At 58.7% G+C, this 17,151-nt stretch carries 16 protein-coding genes and 1 pseudogene; 9 read left to right on the forward strand and 8 right to left on the reverse strand.

Going from position 1 to position 17,151, the window contains the following annotated elements; translation table 11 throughout:
- Nucleotides 1-96: 96 nt before the first annotated feature.
- Nucleotides 97-2,388, reverse strand: coding sequence for a beta-glucosidase BglX (gene bglX, locus HF257_RS08685; protein WP_185709498.1), 2,292 nt, complete (start codon nucleotides 2,386-2,388; stop codon nucleotides 97-99).
- Between the two features lie 225 nt (nucleotides 2,389-2,613).
- On the opposite strand from bglX, the gene HF257_RS08690 reads away from it, so the two are divergent.
- The 4 genes from HF257_RS08690 (at nucleotide 2,614) to HF257_RS08705 (ending at nucleotide 6,025) form a co-directional block, all read left to right on the forward strand.
- Nucleotides 2,614-3,225 (forward strand): LemA family protein, encoded by a 612-nt coding sequence (locus tag HF257_RS08690; RefSeq protein WP_185709497.1) that lies wholly within the window; start codon nucleotides 2,614-2,616, stop codon nucleotides 3,223-3,225.
- An 18-nt stretch (nucleotides 3,226-3,243) separates the two neighbouring features.
- Complete coding sequence (locus tag HF257_RS08695; protein ID WP_185709496.1) at nucleotides 3,244-3,969, forward strand: TPM domain-containing protein; 726 nt, start codon at nucleotides 3,244-3,246, stop codon at nucleotides 3,967-3,969.
- 28 nt (nucleotides 3,970-3,997) lie between these two features.
- Nucleotides 3,998-4,615, forward strand: a complete 618-nt coding sequence (locus tag HF257_RS08700; RefSeq protein WP_185709495.1) for a TPM domain-containing protein — start codon at nucleotides 3,998-4,000, stop codon at nucleotides 4,613-4,615.
- A gap of 201 nt (nucleotides 4,616-4,816) precedes the next feature.
- The gene (locus HF257_RS08705; protein WP_185709494.1) at nucleotides 4,817-6,025 is read left to right on the forward strand and encodes a class I SAM-dependent methyltransferase; all 1,209 of its coding nucleotides are present in this window, start codon (nucleotides 4,817-4,819) and stop codon (nucleotides 6,023-6,025) included.
- Between the two features lie 103 nt (nucleotides 6,026-6,128).
- Here the strand turns inward: HF257_RS08705 and HF257_RS08710 are convergent, their stop codons facing one another.
- The 3 genes from HF257_RS08710 to HF257_RS08720 all read right to left on the reverse strand — a co-directional run bounded on the left by HF257_RS08710 (nucleotide 6,129) and on the right by HF257_RS08720 (nucleotide 8,854).
- Nucleotides 6,129-7,028, reverse strand: a complete 900-nt coding sequence (locus HF257_RS08710) for a DMT family transporter (RefSeq protein WP_185709493.1) — start codon at nucleotides 7,026-7,028, stop codon at nucleotides 6,129-6,131.
- Nucleotides 7,029-7,171: 143 nt separating this feature from the next.
- Nucleotides 7,172-8,044 (reverse strand): dihydrodipicolinate synthase family protein, encoded by an 873-nt coding sequence (locus tag HF257_RS08715; RefSeq protein WP_185709492.1) that lies wholly within the window; start codon nucleotides 8,042-8,044, stop codon nucleotides 7,172-7,174.
- 27 nt (nucleotides 8,045-8,071) lie between these two features.
- On the reverse strand, nucleotides 8,072-8,854 hold the full coding sequence (locus HF257_RS08720) for an aldolase (protein ID WP_135288111.1): 783 nt from the start codon (nucleotides 8,852-8,854) through the stop codon (nucleotides 8,072-8,074).
- A 105-nt stretch (nucleotides 8,855-8,959) separates the two neighbouring features.
- Here HF257_RS08720 and HF257_RS08725 point away from each other — a divergent pair, with 105 nt between their 5' ends.
- A complete protein-coding gene (locus HF257_RS08725) occupies nucleotides 8,960-9,487 on the forward strand; it encodes a helix-turn-helix domain-containing protein (protein ID WP_185709491.1) in 528 nt (175 codons plus the stop codon).
- 124 nt (nucleotides 9,488-9,611) lie between these two features.
- On the opposite strand, the gene HF257_RS08730 is transcribed toward HF257_RS08725, so the two are convergent.
- Nucleotides 9,612-10,628 carry a DUF4917 family protein gene (locus tag HF257_RS08730; protein ID WP_185709490.1) on the reverse strand — a complete coding sequence of 339 codons (1,017 nt, stop codon included), beginning with the start codon at nucleotides 10,626-10,628 and terminating at the stop codon, nucleotides 9,612-9,614.
- A gap of 125 nt (nucleotides 10,629-10,753) precedes the next feature.
- On the opposite strand from HF257_RS08730, the gene yiaY reads away from it, so the two are divergent.
- A complete protein-coding gene (yiaY, locus tag HF257_RS08735; protein WP_185709489.1) occupies nucleotides 10,754-11,902 on the forward strand; it encodes an L-threonine dehydrogenase in 1,149 nt (382 codons plus the stop codon).
- On the opposite strand, the gene HF257_RS08740 is transcribed toward yiaY, so the two are convergent.
- Nucleotides 11,869-13,056, reverse strand: coding sequence for an MFS transporter (locus HF257_RS08740; RefSeq protein ID WP_185709488.1), 1,188 nt, complete (start codon nucleotides 13,054-13,056; stop codon nucleotides 11,869-11,871). The genes yiaY and HF257_RS08740 overlap by 34 nt on opposite strands.
- 104 nt (nucleotides 13,057-13,160) lie before the next feature.
- The gene (locus HF257_RS08745; protein WP_185709487.1) at nucleotides 13,161-14,387 is read right to left on the reverse strand and encodes an aminotransferase class I/II-fold pyridoxal phosphate-dependent enzyme; all 1,227 of its coding nucleotides are present in this window, start codon (nucleotides 14,385-14,387) and stop codon (nucleotides 13,161-13,163) included.
- 337 nt (nucleotides 14,388-14,724) lie between these two features.
- Here HF257_RS08745 and HF257_RS08750 point away from each other — a divergent pair, with 337 nt between their 5' ends.
- The 3 genes and pseudogenes from HF257_RS08750 to HF257_RS08760 all read left to right on the forward strand — a co-directional run bounded on the left by HF257_RS08750 (nucleotide 14,725) and on the right by HF257_RS08760 (nucleotide 16,492).
- Nucleotides 14,725-15,399: an NAD(P)H-binding protein gene (locus HF257_RS08750; protein WP_185709486.1), complete on the forward strand. Its 675-nt coding sequence runs from the start codon at nucleotides 14,725-14,727 to the stop codon at nucleotides 15,397-15,399.
- A pseudogene (locus HF257_RS08755) lies at nucleotides 15,399-15,515 on the forward strand (LysR family transcriptional regulator); the annotation flags it as partial. The gene HF257_RS08750 and the pseudogene HF257_RS08755, both read left to right, overlap by 1 nt.
- A gap of 35 nt (nucleotides 15,516-15,550) precedes the next feature.
- Entirely contained in the window at nucleotides 15,551-16,492 is a 942-nt protein-coding gene (locus HF257_RS08760; RefSeq protein WP_185709485.1) for a hydroxymethylglutaryl-CoA lyase, read from the forward strand.
- Between the two features lie 116 nt (nucleotides 16,493-16,608).
- Here the strand turns inward: HF257_RS08760 and HF257_RS08765 are convergent, their stop codons facing one another.
- Nucleotides 16,609-17,097, reverse strand: coding sequence for a DMT family transporter (locus HF257_RS08765; RefSeq protein WP_185709484.1), 489 nt, complete (start codon nucleotides 17,095-17,097; stop codon nucleotides 16,609-16,611).
- Between the last annotated feature and the right edge of the window lie 54 nt (nucleotides 17,098-17,151).

Consider the following 17,151-nt stretch of genomic DNA (forward strand, 5'->3'; position numbering starts at 1 on the left):
TGCTCGCGAATGCAGCGTGTCAGTCACTGAAGATGTCGACTGATCCACCGCATTCGCGAGCAAGCCCGCTCCCACATTTTTTGACCGCGTCAGGCGTTAGAGCAATTCGAACGTCTGCTGCTGCACATCCTGGGAGTCCAACCCAATCTGCACATTGAACTCACCCGGCTCCGCCGCGTACTTGAGCTGGGTGTTGTAGAACTTCAAGTCTTCCTCGGTGATGGTGAAGTGCAACGTGCGCTCTTCGCCAGCCTTGAGCATGACCTTCTGGAAGTTCTTCAGCTCCTTGATCGGGCGGATCATCGAGCCGGCCACGTCCTGGATATACAGCTGCACCACGGTTTCGCCATCGACCTTGCCGGTGTTGGCCACGGTCACGCTGGCGTCGAGCTTGCCGGTCTTGTTCAGGGTGGTGGACGACAGCGCCATGTCCGACAGGGTGAACGTGGTGTAGCTCAGGCCGTAACCAAACGGGAACAGCGGCCCGGTGACGTCATCGAAGTACTGCGAGGTGTAGTTGCCCGGCTTGCCTGGGGTGAATGGGCGGCCGATGGTCAGGTGGTTGTAGTAGGTCGGAATCTGCCCCACCGAACGTGGGAAGGTGATCGGCAGCTTGCCCGATGGGTTGTAGTCACCAAACAGCACGTCCGCGATGGCGTTGCCGCCTTCGGTGCCGGCGAACCAGGTTTCCAGGATCGCGTCGGCCTGTTGGTTCTCCTCCAGAATCGACAGCGGACGGCCGTTCATCAGCACCAGCACCAGCGGCTTGCCGGTGGCCTTGAGGGCCTTGATCAGGTCGCGCTGGCTTTGCGGGATGTTCAGGTCGGTACGGCTGGACGACTCGTGGGACATGCCACGGGACTCGCCCACGGCGGCCACGATCACGTCGGCATCCTTGGCGGCTTTTACCGCTTCATCAATCAGCACTTGCGGCGCACGGGTGTCATCCACCACTTCCGGCGCATCGAAATTGAGGAAGTTGAGGTAATCGACCACGGCCTTGTCGTTGGTGATGTTGGCACCACGGGCGTAGATCACTTTGCCCTTTTCACCGATCACCGCGTTCAAGCCGTCCAGCAGGGTCACAGACTGCGCAGGCTTACCGGCGGCCGCCCAACTGCCCATCATGTCGATGGGGGCCTTGGCCAGCGGGCCGACCAGGGCGATGGTCGCGGTTTTTTTCAACGGCAGGGTGTTGTTCTGGTTTTTCAGCAGCACCAGGCTGCGGCGTGCGATATCGCGAGCGTCGGCACGGTGCAGGCGGCTGTCGGCGTAGGTGTCGACCGGGTCATCTTCAGCCTTGCCGATGCGCAGGTACGGGTCCTTGAACAGGCCCATGTCGTACTTGGCACCGAGCACTTCACGCACGGCATTGTCGATGTCGCTCTGCTCGATCTCGCCGGACTTGAGCAGCCCCGGCAATTCCTTGCCGTACAGTGAATCGTTCATGCTCATGTCGATGCCGGCCTTGATCGCGAGCTTGGCGGCTTCACGCCCGTCCTTGGCCACGCCGTGCTTGATCAACTCGAAGATAGCGCCATGGTCGCTCACAGCCAGGCCCTTGAAGCCCCAGTCCTTGCGCAGCAGGTCGTTCATCAGCCAGGTGTTGGCGGTGGCGGGCACGCCGTTGATCGAGTTCAACGCCACCATCACACCGCCGGAGCCGGCCTTGATCGCCGCGTGGTACGGCGGCAGGTAGTCCTGGTACATCTTGACCGGGCTCATGTCGACCACGTTGTAGTCGCGACCGCCTTCCACCGCGCCATACAGGGCGAAGTGCTTGACGCTGGCCATGATGCTGTCGGCATTGGCCGGGCTTGCGCCCTGGAACGCCTTGACCATGACTTCGGCGATACGCGAGACGAGGTAGGTGTCTTCACCGAAGCCTTCGGAGGTGCGGCCCCAGCGCGGGTCGCGGGAGATGTCGACCATCGGCGCGAAGGTGATGTCGAGGCTGTCGGCGGCGGCTTCCTGGGCGGCGATGCGCCCGGAGCGGCCGATGGCGTCCATGTCCCAGCTGGAAGCCAGTGCCAGGCTGATTGGGAAAATGGTGCGGTGGCCGTGGATCACGTCGTAGGCGAAGAACATCGGGATCTTCAAGCGGCTGCGCATGGCCGCGTCCTGCATTGGACGGTTTTCGGGGCGGGTGATGGAGTTGAACGTGCCGCCGATGCGACCGGCGGCGATTTCCTTGCGGATCAGCTCGCGGGGCATTTCGGGGCCGATGCTGATCAGGCGCAATTGGCCGATCTTTTCATCGAGGGTCATTTGCTTGAGCAGGTCGCTGACAAAGGCGTCCTTGTCTTTAAGCGCAGCAGGCTTTGTTTCTGCCCATACGGGGTGACTGGCCAGAGTGGCAACAAGGCCGAGCAAACACAGCTTTTTCATGACTATCCTTTTTCGGCTCACTGCACAGCGAAAATGCGCTGCTCTGCCAAAATGTGGGGAACATATGTTGTTGTTCGAGTGTTATTGCAGAAAATGCACCACACTTCTGAACTCTTATTTGTGCTGGGCATCTTTTTAGCTGATTGATCTGATGCAATCCAGTCGCGGCAGCGGATTATGCCTTACCGTTGCCAAATTCCATCAAGGTTCGCCAGGAGAAACACCATGCAAGCAGCACAAGGTTACCGTTGGGGCGTGAAAGCCGCGGTTTTGTTACTGATTAGTACCGTACTCAGCGGTTGCGGCATCAATAACATCCCCACCCTGGACGAACAGGCCAAGGCGGCCTGGGGCCAGGTACAGAACCAATACCAACGCCGTGCGGACCTGATCCCCAACCTGGTGGAAGTGGTCAAGGGCTATGCCACCCATGAGCAGGACACCCTCACCGCCGTGATCGAAGCGCGGGCCAAGGCCACCTCGATCCAGGTGGATGCCAGCACCCTCGACAATCCGGAAAAACTCAAGCAGTTCCAGCAAGCCCAGGATGGCCTGAGCGGTGCACTCAGCCGCCTGATGGTGGTGTCCGAGCGCTACCCGGACCTCAAGGCCAACCAGAACTTCCTGGCCCTGCAATCCCAGCTTGAAGGCACCGAAAACCGCATCGCCGTGGCCCGCCGCGACTTTATCCAGGCGGTGCAGGCCTACAACACCGAGATTCGCACGTTCCCCGGCCGCCTGTGGCACAGCGTGATGTACAGCGACTTGCCGATCCGTGCCACGTTTGAAGCCACCAGCGCCGATGCCGATAAAGCACCGCAAGTGAAGTTCAAATAACGCTGCATTGAGGTGTCGATGCGTTTATTAAGGATAGGCCTGGCGCTGTGGCTGTTGGCCTGCGTGGGCGTGGCCCAGGCGGCGCTGACGTTCCCGGCGCTGACGGGGCGGGTGGTAGACACCGCGCAGATGATCGACCCGGCTACGCGCGCGCAACTGACCCAGCAATTGCAGGCGCTGGAACAGACCTCGGGCGACCAGATCGTGGTGGTCACCGTGCCCGACCTGCAAGGCGTGCCCATTGAGGACTTTGGTTATCAATTGGGCCGCCACTGGGGCATCGGCCAAAAGGGCAAGGACAACGGCGCGCTGTTGATCGTCGCCCGCGATGAGCGCAAATTGCGCATCGAAGTCGGCTATGGCCTGGAAGGTGTGCTCACTGATGCGCAGTCGTGGGTGATCATCAACCAGGTGATCGCGCCGGCCTTCAAGGCCGGCAACTACAGCAAGGGCATCAGCGACGGCGTAGCGGCGATGTTGCAAGTGGTGGGCGGCGAACCACTGGCGGTGCCGGCCCATGTGGCGGATGCCAACTTTGCCAAGGATAATCCCGGGTTTTCCATCGGGCTGTTTATCCTGCTGATCGGTGTGTTGTGGCTGTGTAATCGCCTGGGGTTGCCAGTGGGCGCGATCTTGCTGGCGATTCTCAGTAGTAGCGGACGCGGCGGCGGTGGAGGCGGCGGTGGTGGTTTCCGGGGCGGCGGTGGCGGCTTCGGCGGCGGCGGGGCTTCGGGTGGCTGGTGATGATAATAATGAGAGAGCAACGACAACCATGGCATTACTGACTGAACACGAGCAGCGCCAAGTCGCCGAAGCGATTGCCCGCGTCGAGAAAACCACCGACGCAGAACTGGTGACCGTACTGGCCGCCCGCGCCGACGACTACGCCTACATTCCGCTGCTGTGGGCCAGCTTGATCGCCTTGGTGGTGCCGGGTGTGGTGCATTACCTGTCGGGCTACCTGACCATGTACACCTTGCTGCTGGCGCAATGGGCGACGTTCATTGTGCTGTGCCTGGTGTTTCGCCTGCCCAAGGTCACCACACGTTTGATTCCGCGCTCGGTACGCCACTGGCGTGCATCCAACCTGGCCCGGCGCCAGTTCCTGGAGCAGAACCTGCACCACACGGTGGGCAGCACCGGCGTGCTGATTTTTGTCAGCGAGGCCGAGCGTTATGTGGAAATCCTGGTGGATGACGGGATTTCCAAGCGTTTGGACGACGGTAGTTGGGATGTGATCGTCAAGGCGTTTACGCAGCAGGTGAAGCAGGGGCAGACGTTGGCGGGGTTTATCAGCTGTATTGAAGCCTGTGGCGAGCTGTTGAAGGTGCATGTGCCGGTCACACAAACCCGTAACGAGCTGCCCAATCGCCTGGTTGTACTCGAATAAAAATGTGGGAGCGGGCTTGCTCGCGAATGCAGTGGATCAGCCAATGAATCTGTTGACTGACCCACCGCATTCGCGAGCAAGCCCGCTCCCACATTTGGTTTGCGGTGGGCCTCATAGATACCGTTGATCAAATAACCCCGTGCCCTAAACCCCCATCCCCCCTAAAATGCCGGGCATTCCCAGCCCGAGGCGTTTTTGTTCATGTCCGTCACCGCTCAACCTGTCAGCGACTACCACGCCCAGTTCATCGAACTGCTGAGCGCAAGCCTCGCGCAGAACGCGTTTATCAAGCTGGTGCTGGCCAAGTACGTCGGCGAGGAAGCCGAGTTGCAGCGGCTGATCATCAAGCCGGTAACCGTCAAGGAGCAGCCATGCCTGTCCTTCGTTTATCGCTACAAGACCCGCGATATCACCAAGAACTTCGCCTTGGCCGACGGTGTGGCGGCGATTGCCGAGCTGCTACCCGCGCAGTTCAAGAACGCCCACTTGCTGTCGCTGACCGACGAAGCCCAGTTGGAATACAGCAAAAAGAACAAAAGCTCGCTGTTCAAAAGCAAGCCGCAGCAACTGCGCGAAGCGCCCTCGGCCGAGCATAACCGCGAGAAGCATCGCTTCCTCGACCTCAGCCGTCCGTTCCTTTCTGACCTGGGTGTGACCGATGCCAAACAGGCGTTGATCCCGTCGATGTCGCGCAAATGGAAACAGATTAACAAGTTCATCGAAGTGTTCAGCCATGCGTTGACGTCATCGCCGCTCAAGCTGGACCAACCGGTGCGCGTCGCCGATTTCGGTTCGGGCAAGGGCTACCTGACGTTCGCCATCCACGACTACCTGCGCAACACCCTCAAGGCCGAGGGCGAAGTGACCGGTGTGGAGTTGCGCGAAGACATGGTCACCCTGTGCAACACCGCCGCCGCCCGCCTGGAGCATCCGGGGCTGGTGTTCAAGTGCGGTGACGTGCGCAGCGTGGCACCGAGCGAACTGGACGTGATGATCGCCCTGCATGCCTGCGACATCGCCACCGATTACGCGATTCACACCGGCATTCGCTCTGGCGCGTCGATCATCATGTGCTCGCCGTGCTGCCACAAGCAGATACGCCTGCAGATCCAGAGCCCGGCGCTGTTGAAACCGATGCTGCAATACGGTTTGCACCTGGGGCAGCAAGCGGAGATGGTCACCGACAGTCTGCGGGCGCTGTTTTTGGAGGCTTGTGGCTATGAGACCAAGGTGTTCGAGTTCATCTCGTTGGACCACACCAACAAGAACAAGATGATCCTGGCGGTGAAGCGCGCCGAGCCGTTGGATAACGCCCAACTACTGGAGAAGATCCAGGAATTGAAGGCGTTCTACCACATCACCGAACACTGCCTGGAAACCCTGTTGCGGGCGGATGGTTTCTTAAGCTGAACGCAGAACCCCCTGTGGGAGCGGGCTTGCTCGCGAATGCGGTGTGTCAGCAAGTACATCTACAACTGACCCACCGCATTCGCGAGCAAGCCCGCTCCCACATTTAGACTGTGCCAGCCTTTACTACTGGCGCAGGCTGCACCGCCGTCTTGCGCCCCAACATCACCGTCACAATCACCCCACACGCAAACACCCACGTAATCGGCTCGATATGTTCCCCAAAGAACAACGCCGAAAACGCGATGGTGAAGAAGATCTGCAACAGCTGGATCTGGCTGACCCGCGCAATCCCGCCCATGGCCAACCCGGCGTACCAGGCAAAGAACCCCAGGAACTGCGAGAACAGCGACACATACCCAAACGCCCACCACGTGCGCATGGAAATCGCCCCTTGATGTTGCGCCGCCAGGTACCACACCGGGCCGATCAACACCGGCGTCGAGAGCACCAGCGCCCAGCAGATCACCTGCCAGCCGCCCATCTCCTTGGCCAATCGGCCGCCTTCGGCATAACCCAGGCCACCCACGGCAATCGCGCCGAGCATCAGCAAATCACCGGCCTGGATACTGCCGGCACCGGTGATCAGCGCGTAACTCAATACCAGACCACTGCCCAATGCTGCGCAGGCCCAGAAGGCTTTGGACGGTCGTTCATGGGACAGCCACGCCGCATACAACGCCACGCACAGGGGTTGCAGGCCGTTGACCAGTGCGCCATGGGACGCCGGCAAGGTTTGCATGGCCCATGCCGACAACACTGGAAAACCAAGGATCACCCCGGCAATCACCAGGCACAGACCGCGTACTTGGCGCCAGGTGGGCCATTGCTCACGGCGCCACAGCAACAGGCCCGCCGCCGGAACCGCCGCGAACAACGCACGGCCCAGGCCGTTGAGCAGCGGGTGAATTTCCTGCACCACGATCCGGGTGAAGGGCAGTGTCAGGCTGAAGATGATGACGCCCAGCAGGCCGAGGGCCATGCCGGTGTTTTCGCGCGAGCTCATGGGTGAGATCCGAAATAGAGAGGAGCCGAAATCCAGAGGGCTTCCTGGGAAGCCCATCTAGCCACAACCCCCGTCGATTGCGGGCCTACAGCTGGGTGCGGATTTATCCGTACAGTTGGGTACTGCGGGAGGGAGTTGTGGGCTTAGCGCAATAATGCTTTGAGCTGTTCTATCCCGGCTTCTGCCAGTGGGAACACCGGCAACCGCGGATCGCCCACGTCCAGCCCGGTCAAACGCAACCCGGCTTTGATCGTCGCCGGCAATCCACCCTTGAGGATGAACTCCAGCAACGGCAATTGTTGGTAGAACAACGCGCGTGCCTTTGTAAGATCATTGGCCAACACCGCGTCATACAAATCCAGGTTCAACTGCGGGATCAGGTTCGGCGCCGCCGTACACCAGCCTTTGGCACCCGCCGCGAACGCTTCCAGTGCCAAGGGGTTACAACCGTTGTAGAACGGCACGTCGGTCTGGCGATGCAACTGGTGCATGCGCTGAACATCACCTGTGCTCTCCTTGACCATCGTCACATTGGCCACCTGCTTGATGATGCGCAGGATCAAGTCCACCGACATGTCCGTGCCGCTGGTAGCCGGGTTGTTGTACAGCATGATCGGCACGCCGATGCTGTCGCCAATCGCGGCGTAGTGCGCAAGGATTTCCGCTTCGCTGAGTTTCCAGTAAGACGCCGGCAGCACCATCACCACATCGGCGCCATTGGCTTCGGCGTAGCGAGCGCGGCGCACGGCCTTGGCGGTGGTGAGGTCGGATACGCTGACGACGGTGGGAACGCGTCGGGCGATTTTGGCCAGGCTGTAGGCGCTGACTTCATCCCACTCGGCATCGCTCAAATAGGCACCTTCGCCCGTGCTGCCCAAGGGCGCGATGGCGTGGACGCCGCTGGCGATCAAGCGGTCGATGGAGCGGCCCAGGGCATCGAGGTCAACGCGTTGGCCATCGCTGCTGAACGGGGTGATGGTGTAGCCGATGATGCCGTGAATGTTGGGGCTGGACATAGGAAGTCTCCGGTCGAAAAAGGGTAGTCAGTTCAGGCAATCGGCGTGTTTGCGCAGGTTCTGCCGGGCGTAGTAATTGAACGCGGCGCCATGACGCTTGGGCCGGGAGATCCAGTCATGGGCCTCGCGCCCCAGTTCCGGCAGGATCGGCTTGATGGTGCCAGCGGCCATTGCCAGCAACTGCAACTTGGCTGCGCGTTCGATCAATTGCGCAATCACGCAGGCTTCCTCGATGCTCGCCCCGGTGCTCAACTGGCCATGGTGCGAGAGCAGGATCGCGCGCTTGTCGCCCAAAGCCTCGGTGATGATCTCGCCTTCTTCGTTACCCACCGGCACCCCTGGCCAGGCTTCCAGGAATGCACAGTCTTCGTACAGCGGGCACAGGTCCATGTGGGACACCTGCAGTGGCACTTCCAGCATCGACAGCGCGGCAATATGGGTTGGATGCGTGTGGATGATGCAGTTCACATCCGGGCGCCCACGGTACACCCAGCTGTGAAAGCGGTTGGCCGGGTTGGGAATGCCATGGCCTTCCAGCACTTCAAGGTCTTCGTTCACCAGCAACAGGTTACTGGCGGTGATTTCGTCAAAACCCAGGCCCAATTGCTGGGTGTAGTAAGTGCCCTGTTCAGGGCCGCGCGCGGTGATCTGCCCGGCCAGGCCGGAGTCGTGGCCGTTCTCGAACAGGATGCGGCACGTGAGCGCCAGCTTTTGCCGGTCGGTCCACGTATTATCCGCCAGGGTGTTTTGCATCTGGATCAGTGCTTGCTTGACCAGTTGGTCTTTGGGAAGTGCTAATGTCTTGGCCATATCGGGTGCCCTCGGTGGCTACAAATGACACTTAAGATGCTATATGACACTTTGTGTCATTGGCAAGCACAGCGTATCGCTTACTGCATGGATTAATCGCAGCGCATGTCTATCCGTTTGAAATTATTGAGAAAAAAACTTGGCGTGACACTTGAGGCCCTGGCTGAAAAATCCGGGATGACCAAGAGTTACCTGTCCAAGGTCGAACGCGGGCTCAACACACCGTCGATCGCCGCCGCGCTGAAACTGGCCAAGGCGCTGAACGTAAAGGTCGAAGAGCTGTTCAGCGAAGACAACGTCAGCCTCGACAGCTACAGCCTGGTGCGCAGCCACGAGCGACCGGACACTTCACCGGGCTACGCGGTGCTGGCCCATCAAGTCAGTGAGCGCAGCCTGTTGCCGTTCATCATCTATCCGCCGCAGGAATTCACCGACAAGAGCTTCAAGGAACACGTGGGAGAGGAGTTTTTGTTCGTGCACGAAGGCCAGGTGGAAGTGGACTTCATGAACGAGCGAGTGATTCTGGAGCGGGGCGATGCACTGCATTTCAATGCACAAAAGCCGCATCGGCTGAGATCGGTAGGGCCGGTGCAGGCGCAGTTATTGGTGGTGGTGCACAGCGCCGAAGAGTGACTGCGACGGTGACTTGAAATGCAATCCAATGTGGGAGCGGGCTTGCTCGCGAAAGCGGAGTGTCATTCAACACATCATTGACTGAACCACCGCATTCGCGAGCAAGCCCGCTCCCACATTTTGATTAGCGTTCGACAGGGACGGACAGTGCGGGATTACCGAGCGCATGGGTCCGCGCCGCGAAGAACCGCAATTCAACCCCTGTCCCGTCAAACAACTCCGAATACCGCCGCTTCTGCTGTCGAATAAACCCATCACTGCGCCCCGATACCGAGATCGCCAGGGTGGTCAATTTGGCCTGGCGAATGGCATCCACCAAGTGCTTGTCCTGCGGCCCCAACTCATGGCCAAAGACGCATAACGCACCTTCATGATTGAGCAACTGCTCATAACAGAACGACAGATAATCCGAACTGCGGATGGTCTTGAGCTTCTCCTCAACCTTGCCTTCGCTGACAAACAGCGGCACATCGTCGAGGGTCTTGATCGTGTTGTTGATGGCAAAACTGCTGAGCAAGGTGCTGTCGGTAGACGGCAATTTGCGCGCGGTGCCATCGAGGTTACGCACCAGGTGCAAACCACCGTGCAGGTACAGGATGCGCGTGGCGTTTGTACGGGTGTCGCGCAGGTCGAAGCTGGCGTCCGCGCTACGGAAAAGGTCGTCAATGCCCGGCGTATGCAGGATCGCCCAGTAGTTGAGCAAGTCGTAGTTGCTGGTGAATACCGTGGCGTAGTTCGCCAGTTCAGCGTTGATCGTCGCCAGCGTCGAGGGCTGCACCAGACGCCACGGGATATGCACGCCGTGGATGGTATTGATCAGCGCTTCCTTGATCGCGTAGTAGCGATTGCGCGGCGCCGCCGAGCTGACCGCCAGCGCCTTGTTAACCCGGCTGGTGGTTTTGAGTGCGCCCAGGGCCTGCTCGAAACTGCGGGTTTGCAGGGCGTCGAACACACTGAGTTCAGATTGGCTCAGGGGTTTTTCTTCCACCGTGCGCGCGTTTTCGAACAGCGAGTCGTAGGCAAAGTCTTCCCAAATCGTACGGCTGGCGCCGTTGCCGATCAGAATCCCGCTGAAGTCGAGGCCAGCGCGCAGTGCGCTCCAGTCTTCAAGATGGGCGTCAATATCCTGGAAATCCTTCATTGCGGCGGGTCTACTCGAAATCGGCTGGACGGTGACTTTATCACGAGCGAGCGTTGATCCTGATCAAGATGCCGTAGGCAGGTGAGGTCGATGCTGTAGGCATAAACGTCATCCGAGGATTCGCCATGAGCAGCACCTTCTTCATTCCCGCCGTCAACATCATGGGCACCGACTGCCTCGACGAAGCCATGACCGCCATCCGTAACTACGGTTTTCGCAAGGCGCTGATCGTCACCGACGCCGGTTTGGCCAAGGCCGGCGTGGCCAGCATGATCGCCGAGAAACTGGCGATGCAAGACATCGACTCGGTGATCTACGACGGCGCCAAGCCCAACCCCAACGTGGACAACGTCGAGAAAGGCCTGGCACTGCTGCAGGAAAGTGCCTGTGATTTCGTGGTGTCCCTGGGTGGCGGTTCGCCCCATGACTGCGCCAAGGGCATCGCCCTGTGTGCCACCAACGGCGGGCATATCGGCGACTACGAAGGTGTCGATCAATCGAGCAAGCCGCAACTGCCGCTGGTCGCTATCAACACCACCGCCGGTACCGCCAGTGAAATGACCCGCTTCTGCATCATCACCGACGAAAGCCGCCACGTGAAAATGGCCATCGTCGACCGCAATGTCACGCCGCTGCTGTCGGTCAACGACCCGGCGTTGATGGTCGGCATGCCCAAGGGGCTCACCGCCGCCACTGGCATGGATGCCCTGACCCACGCCATCGAAGCCTACGTGTCCACCGCGGCTACGCCGATCACTGACGCCTGTGCCATCAAGGCCATCGAACTGATCAGCGCCAACCTGCGCCTGGCGGTACGCGATGGTAGCGACAAGGTTGCGCGAGAAAACATGGCCTACGCCCAGTTCCTTGCCGGCATGGCCTTCAACAACGCTTCCCTGGGTTTCGTGCACGCCATGGCCCACCAACTGGGTGGTTTCTACGACCTGCCCCATGGCGTGTGCAACGCAGTGCTGCTGCCCCATGTACAAAGCTTCAACGCCAGCGTCAGCGCCAAACGCCTGAGCGATGTGGGCCGCGCACTGGGCGCCGACGTCAAGGGCGTCACCGACGAAGAGGGCGCCCAAGCCGCCATCGCCGCCATTCGCAGCCTGGCACTCGACGTTGAAATTCCCGCCGGCTTGCGCGAGCTGGGCGCCAAGTTGCAAGACATTCCATTGCTCGCCACCAATGCGTTGAAGGACGCGTGTGGGCTGACGAATCCGCGTCGGGCGGACCAACGTCAGATTGAGGAGATTTTTCGCAGCGCGTTTTGATGTGCCCGGCAGCGGGCGACGCATACGCAAGCGCCGCCCGCCAACGTTAGGGACAACACCCCTAACGGCCATGCCTGCTGACTCACTAGCAGGCTTGCCACACCACCGATCAACGCAGCCATCAACTGATGAATGAAACCGCTCAACGCCATGGCGTAAGATCCGTTCACTGGCGACTCATCGTTTGCCAGTGACAAACTGATCGGGTAACTCATCGACTGCCCAATTACTGCCAGGCAATAAGGCAGCCAAAGTAGGACGGCAAGCCCGGTGGCAAACACGCTGCCCAGCAACATCATTGACGTTCCCACCAGGATCAGCGTGACGCCCCAACTCAACATCGCCAACCGCCCTGTACGAGTAACGAAGCGATTGACTATCAACGCTCCCGCCAGGTAAGCCGCACTGATTGGCCAGCCAATCCAGCCATATTGTGTCGCACTCCACTTGAAATGCCCCTGCAAGATCAACGGTGCACAGGTGTTGAACGCAATAATTACTCCGTAGCCCAAACCGCCGGCCAATGCTGCGTGCAGAAAGGGAGTGTGACGAAAGATTTTAGTGTAGGTGCGCCAGGCGCAAACCGATGAATCGGCTGTTAATTGCAGCGGGAAATCTACCCGTTTCAACACCACCATCAATAGGATGGCTCCCATTGCCAATCCGTAAAAAATTGCCTCCCAACCAAACGCTGCTTGTAGCAACGACCCCATGAATTGTCCGATACCCAGCGCGATCACGAAGGTCATGCCCAACCACGACAGCCCCTTGGCCAGCAGCGCACCGCTGAAGCTATCGCGCACCAACACTCGCGCCATCACTGAAATACCACCCGCACCAAGGCCTTGGATCAGTCGCAGCGACAAAAACGATCCGGCATCGATCGCTGATGGGACCGCCGCGCTGGCCAGCGCATACAGTGCAAGTGCCGCAAGCAATACCGGCTTTCGACCAAAATGCTCGCTCAGGCTGCCCCAAAGCAACATGGGTAATGCCATTCCAGCCAGGTAGATTGCCAGGGCAAGTGCTACGTGGTCTTCGGCGGCTGGCAAGTCACGGGCAATCGCCGGTACGGCGGGCAAGTAGCTGCTGATACCGATTTGGGCGAGGAAGGCGGTGCTGCAGGCTAGGGTGAGGGTCGTGGTTTTTTTCAACGAAAATCTTCCATCACTGCACATGTTGAGGAGAAGAACTCAATCTGAGGTTTTCGCATAATTCGTGAAGCGCTTTGTTGAAATGAGTGCCTGTGCGCCTCAGGCTAGCCTGTGATTTTGTTTTCTTCTATTAAGGCTAAGAGGGCTGAACAAAACGAATATATAGTTTCGCGTGTCATGTCGGCACGGAGCGTTATTCGGATGGCTGCCTTTCCTCTCGGAACCACCGGAAAAAATACGGCTGAAGTGAAAAAGCCATTGTCTGCAAGTTTTATCGAAAGTGCATTGGCTGTTTCAGCGGAGCCGCAGTTTACTAAGCGAATTGCCGTGTGAGTGTTGTGTTGTTGGGTATGGATAAGGCTGTCAAATAGCTGGAGGTTACTGAGGAGTTTTTTTTGCAGTGCGGGCAACTCTGCGGAGCGGTGGATTTCTATTGAAGCCAAGCCCGCACCGATAGCTGCTGAGTTTAGGCTCTGGGACCAATTGCTGGGGCCGCCATACCTATACATCAAGCTTTTCTGTTTTTCATTTCCGAACATTATCAAGCCACCGCTCGCACCAAACGATTTTCCAAGGGAGGCTACGATTATCGTCCGATCATCCAGTGCCTGCAGCCGAGGGCGAATAAATCCATTTCCCTGTTCTCCGAATGCGGAAAGCGCGTGGGAGTCGTCCAGATAAAGAAATAGGCCATAACTAGACTTGAGATGGAGAAGGCCATCGATATCCGCCTCTCCGCCCATGCTGTAGGTGCCGTCTGCGATGTAGGCGACATTGCTGTGCTTTTTACAGATATCTTCGATGAAGGAAATATCGTTGTGAGGTGCAGTGATGACCTCCGCTTCATCTGCGCAGGAGGCTTTAAGATGGTTCATCGAATAGTGAGCGTTTTTGTCGAATACCATGGTGGGTGGGCAGTGGCGGGTGAGCGCTCCACTCGCTAGCAAAGGCAATATTCCCGAACTGGCAGCGCTGCAAGACAAAGTGCTAAGGCAGGTCGAGTTGAAAAGACTGGACAGTTCTTTTTCATAGCGCTCGAGTATTTCAAGCTTGCATCGGTTTTTTGAGTTGGCAATTCGAAGTGTTTTTGCTGCTGTTAGGCCCTCTATGGCGCCTTTTAATATGTCAGGGTGGTAATCAAGGCCAAGATAGGAAGTTGTGCAAAAATGATGGAGTTCGCGTCCGAATTGATCGGTAAGGTAGTTGCGGTTTTTGACAGTGACATTGAGTTCACAAATTCGGCCTGTTTTAGCCAATTGCCAATCATTGTCGGAAATGCTGATTGTCTTTTTATAGTTTGAGAATTTATTTTTTTGCTGTGCGTTTTCCATTTTTACTCGTCCTTGGAGATGGATGAAAAATGGTAGAGGGAAAAAATTCAAATGTTAAGTCGGACGCTTCCCATGCCGGCTGCTCTCGATGACGGTTATGGTGTGAGCAGTGTCCTACATAGTTGGTGGCTAATCAGCACTACTTTGTTGACTGTTTTTACATAGGGGTACATTGAAGTGCGATGTTGTGGGTTGATGACAGGGCACACGATGTTATTTGTTTAGGTCCAAGCGCACCCTATTGAGTAAGGTGTCAACGCAGTGGTCAAATGTGACGATGGCGTTCAAAGATCTGTATCTCGGGTAGTCAAAACTGGCTGGATGAAGGAAGCACTTGATGAGAGTTCTACTATTCGGCGCCACCGGCATGGTCGGCCAAGGCGTGCTGCGCGAGTGCCTGCTGGCCGCTGACGTGCAGGAAGTGGTCGCCGTTGGCCGCACGCCCCTGACCCAGGAACACGGCAAGCTGCATCAGGTATTGCACAGCGACATGCTGGATTTCCAACCCCTGGAGAATCTGCTGCAAGGCTTCGATGCCTGCTTCTTCTGCCTCGGCGTTTCGTCGGCGGGGATGAATGAAACCAAGTACACCCACCTCACCTACGATCTCACTCTGGTCGCTGCCAGCACCCTGGCACGGCTCAATCCGCAGATGACGTTTATCTACGTGTCCGGCGCCGGTACCGACAGCTCCGAGGCCGGTAAGTCGATGTGGGCGCGGGTCAAGGGAAAGACCGAGAACGCTTTGCTGCGCCTGCCGTTCAAGGCGGTGTATCTGTTTCGGCCGGGGGTGATCCAGCCGTTGCATGGCGTGCGTTCGAAGACGCCGTTGTATCAATCGTTCTATACCGTGCTCGGGCCGTTGCTCTCGTTCTTTCGCCGGGTAAAACCAGGTTGGGTGGTGAGTACCGAGACCGTCGGCCGGGCGATGTTGCAGGCCGCGAGTGTTGGTGCGCCGCAGCCGGTGGTAGAGCAAGCCGAGATCAACCGCTTGGCCAACGAGCGTCACTGATGTTGCACAAGAGCCTGGTGCGTCGACTGGATCTGATCACCCTGATGGAGCTGGAGCAAGTGCTCGGCGTGAGCCTGTTTGTGCGGCGCGCCAAAGGTATGGACCTTACCGCCGCCGATATCCAACGCCTGAAAACCTCGGGAGTGGTGCAATGATTTCTGATTATTCCGACGCGCTGATCGTGCAGGAAGTGTCGCCGCGCGATGGCCTACAGATCGAACCGACCTGGGTCGAGACGGCTGACAAGATCGCCTTGATCGATCAGCTTTCCCTCGCGGGTTTTTCGCGGATCGAAGCCGGTTCGTTTGTCTCGCCCAAAGCCATTCCTGCGTTGCGCGATGGCGAGCAAGTGTTCCAGGGCATCGCGCGTAAGTCTGGTGTGATCTACGTAGCGCTGATCCCCAACCTCAAGGGCGCCCAGCGCGCCATCGAGTCCCGCGCCGATGAGTTGAACCTGGTGATGTCCGCCAGCCAGACCCACAACCTGGCCAATATGCGCATGCGCTGCGAGGCTTCATTGGCGGCGTTTGGTGATATCACTCGCTTTGCTGCCGAGCATCCGGTTCGGCTCAACGGCAGCATCGCCACCACCTTCGGCTGCCCGTTCGAAGGCAAGATCGATGAAGACCGCGTGCTGCAGATTGTCGACGCTTATCAGGCGTTGGGCATCCAAGGTATCAGCCTCGCCGACACCACCGGCATGGCCAGTCCACGTCAGGTGGAACGCCTGGTCAAACGCGTGTTGGCGCGTGTGTCCGCCAGCGATCTGACCCTGCATTTTCATAACACTCGCGGCTTGGGTTTGTGCAATGTGCTGGCCGCGTATGAGGCCGGCGCACGGCGCTTTGATGCCGCGCTTGGCGGCTTGGGCGGTTGCCCATTTGCGCCCGGTGCGTCGGGCAATATCTGCACCGAAGACCTGGTGAACCTCTGTGAAGCAGTCGGTATTCCCACCGGCATCGACCTGCCGCACTTGTTGCAAATGTCTCGCCGCCTGCCGGCTTTGCTGGGCCATGACCTGCCTGGCCAGGTAGCCAAGGCCGGGCGCAATTGCGACTTGCATCCACCGCCGGCTTACATCGCCACGCTGTAACGCCGCACCCGACAACAAAAACAATCGGGCGCCTGTGAGCAGCCCGCTAGAGCGACACCACTTACAGCCTTGGCGCGGGCCTGCCGCAGAAATTGCGCACCCTCGACAAGGGCTGATCAGCCCGCCGTTGCCAAGGAGCGGGCAGGGCTGGCGCTGAACTGGATCAACGCCACGCCGCCGATCAACAACAACGCCCCCAACACGCGGGGCGTCGTCAGTTGGCGCTCCACCAAGCCGAACAGGCCGAAGTGATCGAGTGCCAGCGACGCCAGAATCTGCCCGGCCATGGCCAGTGCAATAAACCCCGACGCACCGAGTTTGGGCAACAGCATCAGCGCCAGGGAAATAAAGCACACGCCAAACGCACCACCGGCCCACATCCACAGCGGGGCCTTGCTGATAAACGTCAGGCTCGGCAACGGTAAACGCAGTGCCAGAATCACCGGCAGCAACACAATGATGCTGATCAGCAACGACGCCAATGTGGCCCACAGCGGGTGCCCGAGCCCTCGTCCCAGGTTGGCGTTGATCGCACTTTGAAACGGCACCACCGCCCCGGCGATCACCGCCAGCGTCAATAAGCCTACCCAATGCAGCGTGGTCATTTGATGTCTCCCAGAGGTTTTTCTGGACTCTAGGCTATTCGTGCCGCAAATTTA

It is taken from the genome of Pseudomonas cremoris (genome assembly GCF_014230465.1).